Source organism: Rhizobacter sp. Root1221 (assembly GCF_001425785.1).
GTDB lineage: Bacteria > Pseudomonadota > Gammaproteobacteria > Burkholderiales > Burkholderiaceae_C > Rhizobacter.
Genome location: NZ_LMDI01000076.1, coordinates 53,962 through 71,793, shown reverse-complemented (window position 1 = coordinate 71,793; position 17,832 = coordinate 53,962). Strand labels below are relative to the sequence as shown.

General features: G+C 67.1%; 13 protein-coding genes. 12 read left to right on the top strand and 1 reads right to left on the bottom strand.

The window, feature by feature from the left end; translation table 11 throughout:
- The first annotated feature begins 23 nt into the window (after nucleotides 1–23).
- The 12 genes from ASC87_RS32360 to ASC87_RS29675 all read left to right on the top strand — a co-directional run bounded on the left by ASC87_RS32360 (nucleotide 24) and on the right by ASC87_RS29675 (nucleotide 16,849).
- On the top strand, nucleotides 24–188 hold the full coding sequence (locus ASC87_RS32360) for a hypothetical protein (protein ID WP_157604460.1): 165 nt from the start codon (nucleotides 24–26) through the stop codon (nucleotides 186–188).
- Complete coding sequence (locus ASC87_RS29730; protein WP_056671776.1) at nucleotides 185–901, top strand: virB8 family protein; 717 nt, start codon at nucleotides 185–187, stop codon at nucleotides 899–901. Before ASC87_RS32360 ends, ASC87_RS29730 begins: the two co-directional genes overlap by 4 nt.
- Nucleotides 898–1,740 carry a TrbG/VirB9 family P-type conjugative transfer protein gene (locus ASC87_RS29725; protein ID WP_056671773.1) on the top strand — a complete coding sequence of 281 codons (843 nt, stop codon included), beginning with the start codon at nucleotides 898–900 and terminating at the stop codon, nucleotides 1,738–1,740. Before ASC87_RS29730 ends, ASC87_RS29725 begins: the two co-directional genes overlap by 4 nt.
- The gene (virB10, locus tag ASC87_RS29720; protein WP_056671770.1) at nucleotides 1,737–2,834 is read left to right on the top strand and encodes a type IV secretion system protein VirB10; all 1,098 of its coding nucleotides are present in this window, start codon (nucleotides 1,737–1,739) and stop codon (nucleotides 2,832–2,834) included. Before ASC87_RS29725 ends, virB10 begins: the two co-directional genes overlap by 4 nt.
- Nucleotides 2,831–3,859, top strand: coding sequence for a P-type DNA transfer ATPase VirB11 (gene virB11 / locus ASC87_RS29715; RefSeq protein ID WP_056671767.1), 1,029 nt, complete (start codon nucleotides 2,831–2,833; stop codon nucleotides 3,857–3,859). Before virB10 ends, virB11 begins: the two co-directional genes overlap by 4 nt.
- The gene (locus tag ASC87_RS29710; protein WP_082569062.1) at nucleotides 3,856–7,767 is read left to right on the top strand and encodes a GNAT family N-acetyltransferase; all 3,912 of its coding nucleotides are present in this window, start codon (nucleotides 3,856–3,858) and stop codon (nucleotides 7,765–7,767) included. The genes virB11 and ASC87_RS29710 overlap by 4 nt, the downstream gene beginning before the upstream one ends.
- Before the next feature lie 74 nt (nucleotides 7,768–7,841).
- Nucleotides 7,842–8,918, top strand: a complete 1,077-nt coding sequence (locus ASC87_RS32355; RefSeq protein ID WP_157604459.1) for a hypothetical protein — start codon at nucleotides 7,842–7,844, stop codon at nucleotides 8,916–8,918.
- A 373-nt stretch (nucleotides 8,919–9,291) separates the two neighbouring features.
- Entirely contained in the window at nucleotides 9,292–10,005 is a 714-nt protein-coding gene (locus ASC87_RS29695) for a hypothetical protein (protein WP_056671753.1), read from the top strand.
- Between the two features lie 217 nt (nucleotides 10,006–10,222).
- Nucleotides 10,223–10,999, top strand: a complete 777-nt coding sequence (locus ASC87_RS29690) for a hypothetical protein (protein ID WP_056671750.1) — start codon at nucleotides 10,223–10,225, stop codon at nucleotides 10,997–10,999.
- 103 nt (nucleotides 11,000–11,102) lie between these two features.
- Nucleotides 11,103–13,421, top strand: a complete 2,319-nt coding sequence (locus tag ASC87_RS29685) for a penicillin acylase family protein (protein ID WP_082569061.1) — start codon at nucleotides 11,103–11,105, stop codon at nucleotides 13,419–13,421.
- Nucleotides 13,422–13,490: 69 nt separating this feature from the next.
- Complete coding sequence (locus tag ASC87_RS29680; RefSeq protein WP_056671747.1) at nucleotides 13,491–13,895, top strand: hypothetical protein; 405 nt, start codon at nucleotides 13,491–13,493, stop codon at nucleotides 13,893–13,895.
- Nucleotides 13,896–14,167: 272 nt separating this feature from the next.
- A complete protein-coding gene (locus ASC87_RS29675) occupies nucleotides 14,168–16,849 on the top strand; it encodes a response regulator (protein ID WP_162255226.1) in 2,682 nt (893 codons plus the stop codon).
- Here ASC87_RS29675 and ASC87_RS29670 read toward each other — a convergent pair.
- Complete coding sequence (locus ASC87_RS29670; RefSeq protein ID WP_056671741.1) at nucleotides 16,821–17,690, bottom strand: ABC transporter substrate-binding protein; 870 nt, start codon at nucleotides 17,688–17,690, stop codon at nucleotides 16,821–16,823. The two genes, ASC87_RS29675 and ASC87_RS29670, sit on opposite strands and share 29 nt — an antisense overlap.
- Nucleotides 17,691–17,832 lie beyond the last annotated feature (142 nt).

Here is a 17,832-nt window from a genome sequence, read left to right as displayed (position 1 = left end):
ATTTTTCATCTGAACTTCGAGCCATGCACAAGACCATCCCATCCCTTTGCGCAGCGCTGCTGAGCCTGCTGCTGATGTCCGCCTGTTCTCACCCGGTGGCGGACCTCGCATACCCGGACGGCAGCGTCCGCACCCCCATCAATCCGCAGAAACCGGCCGCCCCGCAGAAACAGGCGGAGACCCCATGATCAAGTGGCGCAAAAGCAAGGAACCGGTGGAGAGCAGCTTGCCGCCCAAGCTCAGTTGGGAAGAGGACGTGGTGCTGCACGAGCGGCAGTCGAGGATCCTCGCCTGGCGCGTGGCGGCGGCCGCAGGTGCGCTGCTGGTGATCATGACCATCTGCCTGGCCTTGCTGATCCCGTTGAAGCAGGCCATTCCCTATGTGATCACCGTGGACAAGCTCACGGGTGAGGCCCAGCTGGCATCTACCGCCAGGAAGTTCGTGGGCCAGAACGAACTGACCCACAAGTACTGGGTCCGCGAGTATGTGATGGCACGCGAGCGCTACATCTACAAGCTGCTGCAACGCGACTACGACACCGTGCGGGTGCTGGCCGACACGGGGCTGTGGAAGGAGTACTCCGCGCAGTTCAGCGGTTCCAACGCGCTGGACAAGAAGGTGGGCGATTCGATCGAGGCCATTCCCACCATCCTCAGCATCGTGCTGCATCCGGACAACACGGCGACGGTGCGCTATGACCTGGTCAAGCGCGACACCAAGCAGGGCAGCGCGACTTCCACGGCCCGGCGCATCGCCACGCTGAAGTTCGCCTACCAGCCGAAAACCTTCGCGAAGGAAGTGGACCTGATCGCCAACCCGCTGGGCTTCACGGTGGTCGCGTACCACACGGATCAAGAGTACTTCACGGACACATCCACCTCCCCCGGAGCGGCGCAATGAATCACGTTGGTGTTGGTCTCATCCTCGGCGTTGGCCTGTGCGCCAGCGCGTTCTCCGCGCCCATGCTGAAAGACGACGGCGACCGCGCACGGGTCTCCCACGTCAAGTACGCACCCAGCGAAGTGACGCGGGTGCTTGGCGCCGTCGATCATCCGGTGCTGGTGGAGTTCAGTCCGGGCGAACCCGTCGAGGACGTCGCGGGTGGTGGCATCTCCGGCTGGGAGGTACAAAAGCGCGGCCATCGATTGTTCGTGCGTGCGTTGAGCAATGCCTCGATGGCCACGATGCTCGTCACCACCCGCACGCGGTCCTATGTGTTCGACCTCGTGCCGCTGCGGCCCGGCAAGGGCGCCGTGACCGGCCGGATGTCGAAGCTCATCTTCGACTACGACGCCCCGGCGCCTGTGGTGCCGCAGGGTGCCAGCGAGGGCGCGCCGGAGAAGGCTGTGCCGAAGGTCACGAGCCTGGAGTCCGTGCCCATGGCCTATCAAAGCCACTATCCCTACCGCAACGCCAACTACACCATGCAGGTGGTCACGGAAACCGTGGACATCCGCCCCCGCGAGGCGTTTGACGACGGACGCTTCACGTGGCTCCTCTTCCCGCGCAACCAGGAAGTGCCCACCGTCTACAAGAGCGTGCCCGGCACCAAGGAGGAGGTGATCGTGAACTCCCACATGGAAGGCGACTACCTCGTGCTGCATGCCGTGGCCCCGCTGTGGAACCTGCGCCTGGCCGGGTCGACGGTCGGCGTGTTCAACGAGGCCTACGATGCGATGGGGGCGTCGAGCGAGAACAAGACGGTGTTCCCGAACATCGTGCGGGTCGAGCAGCCATGAATGCCGAATCGAAACTGGCGTCGGCCGCCCCGGACGATACCTACGACCCGCACCGGTTCGATGTGGAGCGCTCGCGCCCGAAGTCCAACGTCTTTCCGAAAATCGTGCTGGCGTTCGTGGTGACGCTGGCCGTGATCGGGGGTTCCGCCTACTTCATCAAGACGAAGATCTCCAACTTCATGCGGGCCCAAAGCGAACCCTCGCCGGTCGAGAAGCAGTTGCGGGTGGACGAGAAGCCGCCGGAGACCCGCAAGTTCGAGGAGGTGCTGCGAACGGCGTTGACCCCACCGCCCACGCCGCTGCCGATTCCCGTGGTGGGCGCGGCGAGCGGGGCTGGCGGTGGTGCGCCCAAGGCGGAGCCGCCCAGCATGATGCTCGGCGGGCCCGCGGTCAGCGAGCCGGCGGCGTCCGAGCCGCCCCGCATGCGCACCATCGAAGCGTACGGCGAGCAGGTGGCCGACGGCATCAACGTGCCTACCACCACGCCGCAGGTCAGCGCACGCAAGTTCGGCGACCGCTCGTACCTGCTGGCCCGGGGTTCGTTCATTCCCTGCGTGCTCGAGACCCAGCTGATCTCGACGGTGTCGGGCAGCTCCAACTGCGTGGTGCCGGAACACGTGTACTCGGAGAACGGCAAGGTGCTGCTCATCGAGAAGGGCAGCAAGATCATCGGTGAATACAAGTCCGACGTGAAGCAGGGCGACGTGCGCATCGCCATTCTGTGGCAGCGCATCAAGACACCCACCGGGGTGGTCATCGACGTGGATTCACCCGCCACCGACGCAGTGGGTGCGATGGGCGTGCAGGGGGGCATCGACTACCACTGGGCGCAGCGCATCGGCGCCGCCGTGCTGCTGTCGATCATCGGCGACGTCATCGAGCTCCAGAAGGAGGAAAACAGCCGGGGGACCACGGTCGTGACGGGCGAGAACACGCGCAGCACGTCGAAGAGCCTGGCCGAACGGGTGCTGGAGTCCACGATCAACATCCCGCCCACCATCTCCAAGAACCGGGGCGACCGGGTGATGGTGTACCTCAACCGCGACCTGTGGTTCAACACGGTCTACACCCACACGGTGGCCGGCAACCCATGAACGCGAAGAACCCGTCCGTGCTGGTGAGGGAGTCGTCGGTCCTCATCTTCCTGGAGCCGTTCAAGGCCTGGATCGACGACCCGGCGATCACCGAGATTGCCGTCAACGCGCCGGGTGTGGTGTGGGTCGAGGCGCACTCCAGCTGGACATCCCATCCGTGCCCGGAGGCAGTGACCGACCTGCTGCGCGCGCTGGGCACGGCCGTGGCTACCTACTCCAACCAGAAGTGGGATGAAACTGCACCCATCCTGAGCGCATCGATGCCGGACGGCTCGCGCATCCAGCTCGTGATGCCGCCCGCCGTCGAGGAAGGCAAGTACTCGTTCACGATGCGCAAGCCGTCGCAGCTGGTGCGCCGGATCGACGACTTCGCGGCAGAGGGGCTGTTCCGCAAGGTGACGCCACTGCAGAGCCAGGTCAGCGCCCAGGACGATGAGTTGCTGGGCCTGCTGAAAGCGGAGAAGTACGAACAGTTCATCAAGAAGGCCGTGGCGTACCGGAAGAACATCGTCGTGTCCGGCGCCACCGGCTCCGGCAAGACGACCTTCATGAAGGGCCTGGTCTACGAGATCCCGATGGCCGAGCGCCTCATCACCATCGAGGACGTGAGAGAACTCTTCCTGCCGCACGAGAACAGCGTCCACCTGCTGTACAGCAAGGGCGGCCAGGACAAGTCGAAGGTGCGGCCCAAGGACCTGCTCGAGAGTTGCCTGCGCATGAAACCCGACCGCATCCTGCTCGCCGAGGTTCGCGGGGACGAATGCCTGTACTACGTGCGCAACGCCGCGTCGGGCCACCCGGGGAGCATCACCAGCTGCCATGCCGGCTCACCGGCGCTCGCGTTCGAACAGCTGGCGATCATGATCCAGGACTCTCCCGGGGGCGCCAACCTCACGTTCGACGTGATCAAGCGTCTGCTGACGTTGACCATCGACATCGTGGTGCAGTTCCAGAACCACGATGGCGAGCGGTTCATCAGCGAAATCTACTTCGATCCACAAAAGAAGCTGGCGGCGGTCTCATGAAATCGAAAACCTCGGGATGGCCGATGTGGGTCGGCGGCGTGGTGGGCGCGTTGCTGCTGTTCGGCATCGCCAACTACATGGCCGGCGTGTTGCTGTACCTCTCGTACAAGCAGTCGCCGGGGCAGGCGGGGTTGTTCACCATCCAGCAGGCCTACTTCTCGTACACCGATCCGGCCGTGCTGCTGCGGGTGAAGACCTTGTTCTTCATGTCGTTCCTGATGTGTTTTGGCGGCACGTTCGCGGCCTTCATGGCCGCGCGCGCGCGCGTGACCAACGAGACGCTGTTCGGGAAGGCCCGCTTCGCCACCGCCCAGGACATCAGGAAGGAGAAGCTGGACGGGGACAATGGGGTGGTCCTCGGCAAGTTCAAGAACAAGCTGCTTCGACTGGGGGGCTACGAATTCGTGCTGCTGGCTGCACCCACCCGAACCGGCAAGGGCGTGGGCTTTTGCGTGCCGAACCTGCTGCAGTTCGCCGGGTCCGCCGTGGTGCTCGACATCAAGGGCGAAAACTACAACCTGACGTCGGAGTTCCGGCGCAGGTACCTCGGCAACGAGATCGTCTACTTCAACCCGTTCTCGGAAAACACCCACCGCTGGAACCCGCTGGGCTACGTCTCGGACGATCCCAATTTCCGGGCCAATGACCTGATGGCGCTCGCCACCATCATCTACCCGGTGAACGAGAAGGATCCGTTCTGGTCGGACGCGGCGAAGAACCTCTTCATCGGCCTTGGCCTGTTGGTGCTGGAGACGCCCGAGCTGCCGCACACCATCGGCGAGATCCTGCGCCAAGGTTCCGGCAAGGGCATGCCCATCGAGGAGTACCTCAAGCAGGTGATGGCGCAGCGGGCGGGCAGCGCGCAGCCGTTGTCGGACAGCTGCCGAGACACCCTGAACCGCTTCCTGAACAGCGGCGAGCAGGCGCTCAAGGGCGTGCACGCCACGTTCTCCGCAGCGCTGACACCGTGGGGCAACGCCGTCATCGACAAGGCGACCTCCGGCGACGACTTCAGCCTGCGCGACGTGCGCAAGAAGAAGGTCACGATCTACCTGAACATCCCGGCGGGCGAGATCCTGCAGGCCGCGCCCATCATCAAGCTGTTCTTCTCGCAGTTGATCAACGAAAACGTGAAGGAGCTGCCGGAGCAGAACCCCGAGCTCAAGCACCAGTGCCTGTTGATGCTGGACGAGTTCACGGCCATGGGGAAGGTGGAGATCATCGCCAAGGGCGTGGGGTACATGGCCGGCTACAACATGCGGCTGGCCATCATCATCCAGGACAAGAACCAGCTCGAGGCCGTGTACGGGCAGGAAGACGCCCACAACATCGTCAGCAACATGGGGGCCGTCATCTACTTCACGCCGTCGCAGATCAGCGAGGCGGAGGAGTACTCGAAGATGATCGGCAACGACACCGTGTCAACGTCGAGCCGGCAGACCCCGAAGGGCAGCCTGTTCGGCGTGAAGGCCGACGGCGGGAATCCCAGCACCACGGAGCAGTACCAGTCGCGGGCCATCATGCTGCCGCAGGAACTGCTGCAGATGAGCAAGGACCTGGAACTCGTGGTGCGGTCCGGCATGCCGGTGATCAAGGCAGACAAGGTCCGGTACTTCGAGGACGACTACTTCAGCGAGCGGTTCACCGCCGTCCCGATGCACGAGGTGACGATCGGCACCGAGCGGCGGAAGGTGCCCATTCCGGCCGCCTTGCCCCACGGCGATTGGGCGCGCTACCAGTCCGCCGTGGCAACCAGTGACTTCTACGTGAAGGCATTCACGGCGACTCCCGCGCCGCAGCCGCCGGAACCATCGCCCGCGCAGGCCGAGACGCGTCCGGTGCCTGCGCCACCGGACGGCGGCGTGGCGATCCCCGCGCTGCCGGGCAGCGCCATGCCGTTCGACGACCTCCATGCCCTTCTGAGGGCTGGCGCCAAAGACGAGGAGGCGGCGGCACCGGTGGCCGTGGCCCGGGCCTATGCCGATGCCATCGTGACCTATTGGCAGCACGCCGAGCTGTCGCTCGACGAGCCGCTGATGGTGCTCGACCTGTGGCCAGGCAACGGCGCGTTCCTGTGGAAGCTGCTGGTGTCCCTGCAAGCCCGGCTGACCGACCTCGGTGAGGGTTGGCCTTCGCTTCGCTATGTCGTGTGCGTGGATGACGAGGCCCAAGCCCTGACACTGGCCAGGCATCCCTCCCTCGCGGTCGCGGCGGAGCACGGCTTGTTCGCGACGCTGCAGCGCGGCGAATTGCTGGCCCGCGCCGAACCACTGTCGGCAGTGAATCCGGTGGTGGTGCTGGCCGAGCGCTACTTCGCCACGCTGCCCCACGCCCTCGTGGACTGCGGTGGCGGCCATGTCTCGGTCGCGCAGGTCCTCGCGCGGCCCGGCCAGGCGGGGCGCGGCGCGGTCGCCCTGGAGGCCGGGTGGCGTCCGTTCGACCTCGCGCAGGACGGCGCAGGGCTGTCGGACCTCGCGCGGTCCGTGGTGGACGCATACGCCGGCGCGGCCGAGTCCGTGCAGGTGCGCGTGCCGCTGGAGGGCCTCCGGATGCTCGATGCCATCCACCGGGTCGCCGGCGGCCGCTTCCTGCTGCTGGCGGCTGACCGGGCGGTGTCGCAAGAGCGGGCGATCCGCGCTGGCGCGTTCGTCCTGCCCGTGGCGTTGACGCTGCCGCCGCCACGGCAGGCCGCGAACTTCCACGCGCTCGCGCAGGGCGCCCAACGGCTGGGTGCCGAGTGGACGGTCGATGCAGGGGGCGAGGGCGTGCCCGATCTGCTGCTGATCATGGCGCCCCTGGACGAGGCGCCCGGCGTCCTGGCCAAGCTGGCCGGGCGTGTCGCCGGCGTGCGCCAGGACACGCATGCTGCCGGGGTTGCCGCAGCATCGGCAGCGTCCGCGTCCCAGTGCCTGTCGGCATTGCGGCAATCGGACCACGACCCGCAAGTCCTGCTGTCGATGTACGGTGCCCTCACGTCGCTCGACTGGGCGCAAGCCGACTTCCCGCTCGGGCCATGGCAGCGTGCGCTGGAGGCCACATGGCGCCTGTGGTTGCCGTCGAGAGCGGCGTATCCGATGCATCAGGCGCTCAGCTACCTGGCGCTGCAGGCCCGGCACTACGGCCTGGCGCGCGAGGCCAGCCTGGCCGGCATGGCGGTGTGCGGCGACAACCTCCAGGACCTGAGTACGCTGGCCGTGTGCGGCCTGCACACGGGCGACCACGAAGCCGCCGCGCAAGACGCGTCGCAGGTGCTGGCCGCCGTGCCCGACGATCCCACCTGCCTCGCGGTCCGCGCCGAACTCGCGCGGCGCGAACCGCTCCTGCAGGCGCATCGCTGGTTCCTGCCCTCCGCGGCTGCGGAGGGATCGCTGCGGCTGCAGCCGCTGGCGCCGCACCATGCGCAGGCGCTGTGGCTACAGTACCGCGACGTCGACGTCTCGATGGCGTTCCGGCTGCCGGCCTCGGCGTCGCCCGACGGCCTGGCGGCGTGGATCGACGAGGCCACCCGCAACCCGCACCGGCTCGACTGCGTGGTGTTGCACGAGGACTGGGGCGCCATCGGCATCGTCGGTGCCGGGATGGCGGACGACGCTGGCCTCTTCAGCTTCTGGATCGGGGCGGACCGCCAGGGGGAGGGCCACGGCGTGCAGGCCGCGCGGCTGCTGCAGCCCATGTTCGAAGCCGCCGGCATCCGGCAGCTGTTCGCGGCGATGAAGCCGAACAACCGCCGCTCGCTCGCGGCCTTGGCCGCGCTGGGCTACGCGCCGATGGCCACCGCGGCGCAGCAGCCCGACAACGAACTGCACTTCCTTCGCCTGGGCGATGCGGCCGAGGCGGACACGCCTGACGCGAGGACCGCGCTTGCGCGGGTGTGCGCTGCGCATGCCCCCGGCCTTCGATTCGAGTGACCCCAGGGGAACGCCCCGTCCTCGATGCATTCATCACGATGGCGTGACACACGCCGAACACTGGAGCAAACGTCATGCAACGATCACCAGGGCAGTCCCGGCCGCCTACCCAGCAGCCCACCCAGCAGCCTGCACAGCAGCAGGCCACACGGCAGCAGGCCACGCAGGCATCCTCTCACCTCGCTCCCCGCGAACCGCTCTCGCAGCCAGCCGCGTTGCCGGCCATGCCTGCCGCCTCAAGCGGGTATCGACCGCACCGGTCGGAGGTGGACCGGGATTTTCAGGTCCACTACCCAGGGCCGGAATCAGGCCCGCTCATCGGCAAGTACGTCGGCCGTGGAACTGATGGCCAGCATTTGTTCGATACGGACCGTCATGGAAGAATTCCGGTCCCCGAAGACCAGATTCTCGGCTACCGGCCCACCGTTGGCGGCAGGCATCCCCCGGGCCAAGTTCGTCCACCTGAAGAGAATTTGGCTGATCGTGACCGGGTCTTCTTGTCCGAGGCTGATCTTTCCGGCGCCATGGCCCGCCAGCGTCAAGATCCCGGTCTCGTTGATCGCATGGCAGTGAGCACGTTTGAAGAGACACCCAAGTACGCGAACTTCGAAAAAAACCGGCACAACCTGGAAGTTCAGGGTGTTCCCATTTTGCGCAGCGTAGACATCAGCAAGACCGCCGAGACGGCGGAGCGTCTATCAGAATTGCCCCCCGGGGCCAACCTGCATTTCCAGATGCCGAGAGTGCCGCGTGGTACGTCTGGCTATTCCACCCAGCGCCTGGTGCGCGACACCTTGAGGCTGCCTGGCGCCATTGGTGAGGACATGAGCGTCAGCATCACCACTCCGCGTCCCGACGCGTATACCAAGGTCAAGGGCACGCACGACCGCATCTATGGTCTGGAATCCGGCAAGGCGCTTGAGGGGACAGGCATGGAACTGGAGGAGGGCGGTTCCGACTCTGACAGCCACCTGGAAAAGTTCGGCTACGACCACAAGCAGAGTACGAAGGATGAGTCCGCCGGCGTGGCTGACAAACGCAAGAAATACAAATTCGTGCCCGGTGACTCCGAGCATGAGGAATCCAAGCGCGCTCCGAAGGGGCCGGGTGACAGGGATGACGAGTCTGGGGGCGGCGTCTCCGAGGTGTAGGGACAAGGAACCCGTGGGCCGCGTTTGCGCGGGTGTGGGCCGGGCATGCCCCCGGCCTTCGCTTCGATTGACGCCGCCCGTCCTCAAGGCATTCATCACGATGGCGTGACACACGCCGGACACTGGAGCAAACGTCATGCAACGATCACCAGGGCAGTCCCGGCAGCCTACCCCGCAGCCTACTACCCAGCAGCCTGCACAGCAACAGGCCACACGACAGCAGGCCACGCAGCCGGGGGCCTCTCACATCACGCCCCGCGAGCCGCTCTCGCAGCCAGCCGCGTTGCCGCCAGAGGTGCACCAGGAACAAGCTCCCGCCACCGACTCGTCGCGCGCGAGCACCACGCAGGAAGGAGATGCTCGAGGAATTGTCATGTCGCCGGCAGAGGCCTACGGCAGGCTTCTGTCGGATCCTGGGCGTTTTCTGAAGCAGTTCCCGGTCAAGATATTCGGCCTCGGCCCGAGCCAGCGATCCGGTGAGGCCGACTACGCGATGCGCCATCGGGACACGTCGATGCGAGGGGAAACGCCGATGCGACCGAGTTTGGTCTTCGGTACGAATCGGATGCGCGGCACCGAGGCCTTCGATATCAAGCCCGCGTCTCTGGTGCCGAATGACGATGGGCACGGATTCAGGGCGCACTCGATTCGCATGGATGAGGGTACCGCCGCCATGAAATTCCATCGACTCGGCGACAAGGGGCCATCGATCATGCTGACCGGCGAGTTGTCGGGGTGCAGCATCGTGATGCAGCCGGTGGACGGAGGGCATGTGGACGTCGCTCACGTCAAGCCCAGGCCATCACAGAAGGGCACAAAGGGTCAAGACGGCGAGCCGGACACGCCGGACATGCCGGCACAGACGGGCAAGGAACTCTACGCCGAGCTCAAGGGCGCGCAGCCCGCCGCAAGAATCTATGGTGCGTCAGCCATCGGCGGCCAATATGACTCGGACCATCGCCGCGCCGAGATCATCGGCGTGCGCGACACCGATGGGCAGTGGCGTCTGTTTGCCCAGAAGAAGGACGCGGTTGATGGGAGCATTCGAAGCGTCTACCAGATCTTCCCGAACGAGAAAAAGCTCTGATCGATCGGCGTGCACTTCGGGCGATCGCGATCACCTCGTCAGGTGGCAACGGCCATTCGAATCGCTTGTCTTGTCATTCGCGCGATGGCTCCGCGTCACCAGGGCATCAACCGATGAAGTCGAAGTTCCCGGGCGAGTGCCGGGCTCGGCGAACGCCGCCGTCCTCAAGGCATTCATCACGATGGCGTGACACACGCCGAACACTGGAGCAAACGTCATGTTCGAACGAAACCCGGGACCGTCCCGGCAGCCTGCACTGCAGCCCGCGCGGCAGCAGCCCACTCAGGAGGTGGCTCCCCAGCTCACCCCCACCAGTTCGCGCTCGGTGCAGGAGGCGCCGCTGAACACGCCCTCACCGGACCTCCGTCCGCGCGACCCCGCCACCGACCCGTGCTGTGGCATGGGCCATGTCGTCCGGGCGGTGGCGACCAAGGTCACATCCGCCCTGGGGATGGGCGGAGCACCAGCACAGACCGATCGTCAGGTGCGCACGCAAGCCGAGGAAGAGCGGGCTCCAGAAGTCCCGGCCGATCCTGGGCGCGCCAACCTCGCGGCAGATCTGGCTCGAGAGGCGGCTGCCGATACGAACCATCCGCACTACGAGCCTCTGTCGGCCGCGATGTGCTGGGACTCTGTGAAGCATTGCGGCGTCGAGGCCGGTGCCGTGAGTCGCGGCGTTGACGCCAAGGACGGACTCGTCAAGGATACCGACCCCCTCGTTCCCAACTACAAGGCGGCCAAAGAGCTGCCGGCAGGCAGCGTTGTGGGATTCTTCGAGGGCGAGCGGCTCGTTCACGCGATGCTGAGCGTCGGGGAGGGGCGTGCGTGCGGAAACAAGAACGACTGTGTCGGCTTCGAGAACGCCAAATCGGTGGGATGGGAGTCCCACGACCTGAAAGATCTCAAATGGGACGGGAATGGTGGCATCAACGCGCCTGGCTTGCACGACCCCCAACGAACGTTGCTGGTCCGCGCCCGACCGTTGGGGACCTGATGCTTTGAGGCAAGGGCATTTTCCATTGGGGCGCCCCCTTTCTTTCTGAACATCCGCCGCTCTGCACCGTCTACAGGTGATGGATGCCAATCAGGGAACGACGATGCGAAGATGGCTGTGGCTGGTGGTGCTCGGGGCGGTGGTCATGGGTGGTCAGGCGTCCGGGGCCGTCGCGGTGCGGCGAACGGCCGACGGCATCCCACACGTGAAGGCCGACAACTGGCATGACCTCGGTGTGGGCGTGGGGCACGCGCAGGCGAGCGATGCGCTGTGCACGCTTGCCGAAGCGTTCGTCACCTTCGAGGGGCGGCGCGCCTACTTCTTCGGTCCCGACGCCCAGCCGTCCCACGACGCCACCTTCGGCCGATCGAAGAACCTGGATCTCGATTTCTTCTTCCGCGCAGTGGCGGACGACACGGTCGTGGCCCGATACCGGGCGGAGCAACCACCCGACCTGGTGGCGCTGATCGAGGGTTTCGCCGACGGGTACAACCGCCACCTCCGCGAGGTGCGGCAACAGGAACCACGGGGCGCCCACCGCGTGTGCCGGAATGAACCGTGGGTGCGCGAGATCTCGGCGAACGACATCTACCGGCGCATGTTCGCCGCCAACATCGCCGCAGGCTACTCACGCTTCGTCAAGGAGCTGGCCCAGGCGAGCCCGGGCCGCGCGGCCGTGCCCCAGGCGTCCGTGACCCCCAGCCTGCGCGACCGGCTCGCACTGCGCGTGGGCGACCAGCCTGGCATCGGCAGCAACATGCTGGCCTTCGGCGGCGAGGCCACTGGCGGTGACGGTGCCGTGCTGCTCGGCAACCCGCATTGGTTCTGGGGTGGCCCCGATCGCTTCTACCAGATGCACCTGACGATCCCGGGCCGGCTCGACGTGGCCGGCGTGGCGTTCCTCGGCATTCCCGTGGTGATGATCGGATTCAACCGCGACGTGGCGTGGAGCCACACGGTGTCCGAGGCGAGGCGCTTCGGGTTGTTCGACCTGGTCCTCGACCCGGCCGATCCCACCCGTTATCGGGTGGACGGCGAATGGGCGGCCATGGACGCCCGCGAGGTGGTCGTGCCGTTGCGCGAGGGCAGCGTGTCGCGCACGTTCTACCGCACGCGGTTCGGGCCGGTGGTCGACCTCGGTGCCCATCACGAGGCCTTCGGATGGCGCGCGGGCCATGCGCTTGCGGTCCGCGACGTCAATGCCGACAACTTCCGGGTGTTCCGGAACTTCTTCTTCTGGAACCAGGCCACGTCGCTCGACGACTTCATTGCCATCCAGCGCCGCGAGGCAGCGCTGCCGTGGGTGAACACCTCGGCCATCGCGCGGGGCGACGGGCGGGTCTGGTACGCCGACATCGGTACGGTACCCAACGTCAGCGATGTGCATCGCGAGGCCTGTGCCACGCCGAAGGCGCGCATGTTTGCCACGCTGGACGCATCCACGCCGTTCCTCGACGGCACGCGGTCGGCCTGCGACTGGCCGAGCAGCGCCGGTGCCGTGCAACCGGGGACGATGCCTGCGGAGGGGATGCCGAGCCTGCTGCGCGGTGACTACGTAGCCAACATGAACGGCAGCTACTGGTTGAACAACGTGCACCAGCCGCTGACGGGGTATCCGGCCGTGATGGGCGGGGAGCGCCAGCCCTTGTCGCTGCGAAGCCGGCTGGGGCACCGCATGGCGATCGCGCTGGCGTCCGGCGGGGCGGCATCCTCGCGGGTACTGGGGGAGCGCGTGAGGCACGACGCGCTGTGGCCGCGCGCGCATTCGGCGGAGCTGTTCAAGGCCGACCTGCTCGCGGCGGTCTGCGCGGCCCCGGCGGGACGTGTGGCCGAGGCGTGCCGTGTGCTGAGGCAATGGCCCGACACGGCGAATGCAGGTGACCGCGGGGCGCTCCTGTGGGGCACCTTCTGGCGCCAGCTGGCCGGCCTGCCCGAGGCCGAACGCTACCGGGTGGCGTTCTCGGCGGACGCGCCGCTCGACACTCCGCGGGCCGCCAACGGCGACGACCCCCGCGTGGGCGACGCGCTCCGCGCCGCGGTGGCCGAGCTGGATGGCAAGGGATGGCCGCTCGACGCACCGCTGCGCGGCCACGTGTACATGCGCGGCGGGGCGGCGCGCGTGCCGCTGTACGGCGGTTGCCACGAGGCCGGCTATTTCGTCATCGCGTGCCGTGCCGACACCGGCGGTGCGGACGTGCTCCAGTCGCATGCGAACACCTATTTGCAGGTGGTCCGGTTCGGGCCACGCGGGCCCGAGGCCTACACCTTGCTGTCGCATGGCGAGCCCGAGTCCGCGGAAGAAGGTGGCGCCGGCCTCTCCGCGATGCGGCGCTATGCGCGCAAGGATTGGCTGCGGTTTCCCTTCGATGAGCGGGACATCGAGCGCGACCCGGCGGCCCGGACGCGACAGCTCGTGCGTTGAAGCCCGAAAGGGCTACATTCACAGATCCTGAGGCGCGGCCGATGGCCCGCTGTCACTGAAAGGGATGCCGTGAAAAAGACGACAGAGCCGAATGCTGTTCCCGCCGCCATTCCGGACGCGGGGGCCGTCCAGCAGGAAATTGCCCGCCTGTTCGCCGCGGTGGAGCAGCACACCGAAACGCTCGCCGAACTGGAGGAATCCGACAACTTCGACGAGAACCCTGACGTGGACGGCATTCGCGAAGACAAGGAAGTCTGCCTGCGCGAGATCATCCGCCTCGACCGGGGCAACATCGACGCCCACATCGGGTTGGTCGAGATGTTCCTCGATGTGGGCGAGGTGCTCGAGGAAGACCTCGATGCACTGGAACGCCTCAACGCCGCCAAACCACGCCGCACCGTCACGGCCTTGATCAAGAACGCCCGCGCGACGCTGGCCGAGGCCGACGACGACGAAGAACTCGACGACGAGTAGCCGACCTGCCCGCCGGGTGGCGTGGCAGGGGTGCCTCCGGCCGGAGGCCCCGGTGCCGACAGGGGCCTGGTTCTCCAGCCCAGGTGACCCCGCGCCTGGGGGGATCGCTCCGGACATCCCCGATGCGACCCCCCCGACCCCCGGGCGTACCATGAAGCCCCGTGTGACCGGCCAACGCATCGATGCTTTCCTCGGAACCCCAACCCGAACCGCCGCCGCCGTACCGTGGCTGGCTGGGTTCGGTGGCGAGGATGCCTCGCGGCGGCATCGCCATGGCACTGCTGATCCGCGTGGTGCTGTTCAGTTCGGCGGTCACGCTGGTCCTGACCGTCGTGCAACTGGCGCTGAGCTACTCCAGCGAGCGGGCGCGCCTCGAGACCCGCCTCGGCGAGATCGACCAGGCCACGTCGCGCAGCCTGGGCGAAAGCCTGTGGGCGATGGACTCGAAACAACTCGGGGAGCAGCTCGACGGCATCCTGCGCCTGCCCTCCATGCGTGCGGTGGCGGTGCGGGAGGGGTCGTCGGCCGGCCAGGAGTTTTCGATCGTTCGCGGTGAGCCGCAGTCGAGCCGGGTGGTGGCGAAGGAGTTCCCGCTGGTCTGCTGCGGCGATCGGCCGCAGCAGATCGGCGTGCTGCACATCGAGGCCACGTTGACGGACATCTACCGCGACCTGGCGGCGCAGGCCGTTGTCATCCTGCTCAGCAACGCCGCCAAGACCTTCCTGGTCGCGTTTTTCATCCTGTTCGTGGTGCACCACCTGGCGACGCGCCACTTGCTGGACATCGCCGCGTCAGCCGCGCGTGTCACCGGTGCCGATGCCTCGCCGCTTCGCCTGCGGCGTCCGCGGACCCAGGGCGACGAACTGGACCAGCTGGTGGACGCGCTCAACGCCATGCGCGAACGCATGCGCCAGCATGCCGCCGACATCGGCACGGCGAACGCACGCATGGCGGCCCTCCTGGACAACATGCCGGACCTGGCGTGGGTGAAGGACACCGAGGGCCGGTTCATCGCGGTCAACCGGGCGGTGGCCCAGTCCACGGGGTTTGCGCAGCCGCTCGACCTGATCGGCAAGACCGATTTCGATGTGCACCCGGAAGAGCTCGCCCGCGCCTACGTCCTCGACGACATCAAGGTGATGGCGTCGCGGGGCCCCCGGCGGATCGAGGAGCGGCACTCGCGGGCGGATGGCAGCCTGGCGTGGGTGGAGACGATCAAGACGGCCTGGCACGACGGCGAGGGCCGGATCGCGGGCACCGTGGGCACCGCACGTGACATCACCGCACGCCGGCAGGCGGATGCCGACCGCGATGCGCGACGCGTGGCCGAACTGGAGAACCGGGCCAAGAGCGATTTCCTCGCCAACATGAGCCACGAGATCCGCACCCCGATGAACGCGATCCTGGGCATGTCCTACCTGGCCATGGAGAGCGGGCTCGATCCGCAGCAGCTCGACTACGTGCGCAAGATCCACGGCGCGGCCGAATCGCTGATCGGCATCATCAACGACATCCTCGACTTCTCCAAGATCGAGGCCGGCAAGCTCGACCTCGAAACCATTCCGTTCCACCCCGCCGACGTGATGGACCGGCTGGTCAACCTGATGGCCCTGAGCGCCGAGGGCAAGGGCCTCGAACTGCTGGTCGTGCTGCCGCCGGACCTGCCCGCCGTGCTGGTCGGTGACCCCTCGCGCCTGGGGCAGGTGCTGCTGAACCTGGGCAACAACGCCATCAAGTTCACCGAACACGGCGAGGTCACGTTGGCCATCGAGGTGCTCACGCGCGACGCCCGGTCGGTCCGGCTGCGCTTCGAGGTGCGCGACTCGGGCGTCGGCATGACCTCCGAGGTGCAGGCCCGCCTGTTCCAGCCGTTTTCGCAGGGCGATGCGTCGACGAACCGGCGCTACGGTGGCACTGGCCTGGGCTTGTCGATCAGTGGCCGCCTGGTGAAGCTGATGGGTGGCGAGATCCACGTGGAGAGCACCCCGGGCGTGGGCAGCCGGTTCCACTTCGAGTTGGGCTTCAACGTGCCGCCCGAGGCCGCGGCGCCATCCCCGCAACCACGCACCCTGGCGGGTGAACGGGCGCTGGTCGTCGACGACAACGCGTGCGCCCGCGAGGCGCTGGCGCGCATGGGCGTGGCGCTCGGACTCGCGGTCGACACCGCGGAGGATGGCCGCGATGCCCTGCGCAGGGTGGCGCTTGCCGAGGAGGTTGGGCGCCCTTACGAGTTGGTGCTGCTCGACCGGCAGATGCCGGGACTCGATGGTGTCGAGTGCGTGCGCCTGCTGGTACAACGCGCGCGCGGCGGCCGGGTGCTCCCCATCGTGCTGATGGCCGCAGCGGCGGCACGCGACAAGTTGGCGCAGGACCTGGCCGCGCGGAACCTGCGCGTGGACGCGTTCCTGACCAAGCCGGTCTTGCCGCAGGCGCTGTCCGACGCGTGCCACCAGGCCCTCGGGCGCGCCACCGTGCCGCGCATCGGCGGGGGCGCGCGCGAATCACCGTCGCTCGCGAACCAGGCGCTCCTGCGTGGGGCGCAGCTGCTGCTCGTGGAGGACAACGCCATCAACCGCGAGATCGCCATGACCATGCTGGGCCGCGCCGGCATTGTCGTGAGCCTGGCCAGTGACGGCCAGGAGGCCCTGGACATGCTGGGCCGCCAGCGCTTCGATGGCGTGCTGATGGATTGCCAGATGCCCGTCATGGACGGCTACGAGGCCACGCGGGCGCTTCGCCAGCACCCGCAATGGCGCGACCTGCCGGTGATCGCGATGACCGCCGACGCGATGGTGGGCGACCGCGAGAAGGCGTTGGCCGCCGGGATGAACGACCACGTGGCCAAACCCATCCGTGTCGACGAGATGTTCGCCACGCTCGCCCGGTGGATTCGCCCGGCGGATGCAGACCGGGCGGGCGCCGGATTCACTTCGGAGGAGGAGGGGCCCGCCTGAAGTCGTACCAGAGCTCGGGCCGGCTGGACGGCGTGCCGGGGGTCAGCAGCGGGTTGGTGAGTTCGATCACCGTGCGCGTGTCCAGGCGGGCCTGGCGCAACCGGTCACCGTAGTACTGCAGGAAGAGCTTGTCGAACGAGCCGTCCGCGAGCGCCTTCTCCAGCCCGTCGTTGATGTCCTTTGCAAGGCGCGTGTTTTGCCGGTTGACCATGAAGTACGCGTCGTAGAGGTAGTGCAGGGCGAGGTGGGGTTCCACCTCCAGCTGGTCGGCGTTGTTCACCTGCTCCTCCCAGATCTCCATCACGCTGCGCGGGAAGTAGTCGAAGCGTTTGGCGGTCAGCATCTTGAACAGGCCCTCGTAGCGTGGTGCCGTGATCACGGGAAGGCCGTTGGCCTGCAGGATCTGGGTGTCCGGCCAGTCCTGGCCCTGCGCGAGGCGCACGCCCTTGAGGTCTTCCAGCGTGCGCACGCGCGCCAGCGCGTCGTGTTCTCCCTTGCGGATGAGGCCCAGGCGCCAGCCCAGCATTCCCTTGTTGATGGGGATGAGGATGGGCAGCAGGCGTTTTTCGCGTTCGACGGAGCTGGGGATGGGGGCCACGTCGATGGTGCGGCCCGCCTCGAGCTCGCGCACCTGGCGATCCTGGTTCATGGCAAACGCAGCGGATTCGATGCGGTAGTCGCGGCCGGTCTTGGAGAGCCCGAGCTGCAGGAGTTGCCGCGCGTAGTCGGATCGGTGGTCGCCCTCGAACTCGGGTTTCGGGAAACGCACCACCTCGGCGCCGGTGGCGGCCACCTGCCACACGAGCCCCAGGCAGACCAGCAGGCGAGACACGATCGACATGGTGTGCTCCTTGTGCCTGGAGGCCCTGTCGGCGGCTGCAGGCGGAGTTCATGATACGCGCCGTGCCACCGGAAGGGGTGAACCCTGGTGGTGATACGCTGACGGCCTGATCGCCGGGCGGTGAAGCTGTTGCGGTTGGGGG

Excerpts from the sequence above, each read along its gene's own strand:
- ASC87_RS32360 (WP_157604460.1), top strand. The coding sequence starts at position 24 with ATGCACAAGACCATCCCATCCCTTTGCGCAGCGCTGCTGAGCCTGCTG.
- ASC87_RS29730 (WP_056671776.1), top strand. The coding sequence starts at position 185 with ATGATCAAGTGGCGCAAAAGCAAGGAACCGGTGGAGAGCAGCTTGCCG.
- ASC87_RS29725 (WP_056671773.1), top strand. The coding sequence starts at position 898 with ATGAATCACGTTGGTGTTGGTCTCATCCTCGGCGTTGGCCTGTGCGCC.
- virB10 (WP_056671770.1), top strand. The coding sequence starts at position 1,737 with ATGAATGCCGAATCGAAACTGGCGTCGGCCGCCCCGGACGATACCTAC.
- virB11 (WP_056671767.1), top strand. The coding sequence starts at position 2,831 with ATGAACGCGAAGAACCCGTCCGTGCTGGTGAGGGAGTCGTCGGTCCTC.
- ASC87_RS29710 (WP_082569062.1), top strand. The coding sequence starts at position 3,856 with ATGAAATCGAAAACCTCGGGATGGCCGATGTGGGTCGGCGGCGTGGTG.
- ASC87_RS32355 (WP_157604459.1), top strand. The coding sequence starts at position 7,842 with ATGCAACGATCACCAGGGCAGTCCCGGCCGCCTACCCAGCAGCCCACC.
- ASC87_RS29695 (WP_056671753.1), top strand. The coding sequence starts at position 9,292 with ATGTCGCCGGCAGAGGCCTACGGCAGGCTTCTGTCGGATCCTGGGCGT.
- ASC87_RS29690 (WP_056671750.1), top strand. The coding sequence starts at position 10,223 with ATGTTCGAACGAAACCCGGGACCGTCCCGGCAGCCTGCACTGCAGCCC.
- ASC87_RS29685 (WP_082569061.1), top strand. The coding sequence starts at position 11,103 with ATGCGAAGATGGCTGTGGCTGGTGGTGCTCGGGGCGGTGGTCATGGGT.
- ASC87_RS29675 (WP_162255226.1), top strand. The coding sequence starts at position 14,168 with ATGGCACTGCTGATCCGCGTGGTGCTGTTCAGTTCGGCGGTCACGCTG.
- ASC87_RS29670 (WP_056671741.1), bottom strand. The coding sequence starts at position 17,690 with ATGTCGATCGTGTCTCGCCTGCTGGTCTGCCTGGGGCTCGTGTGGCAG.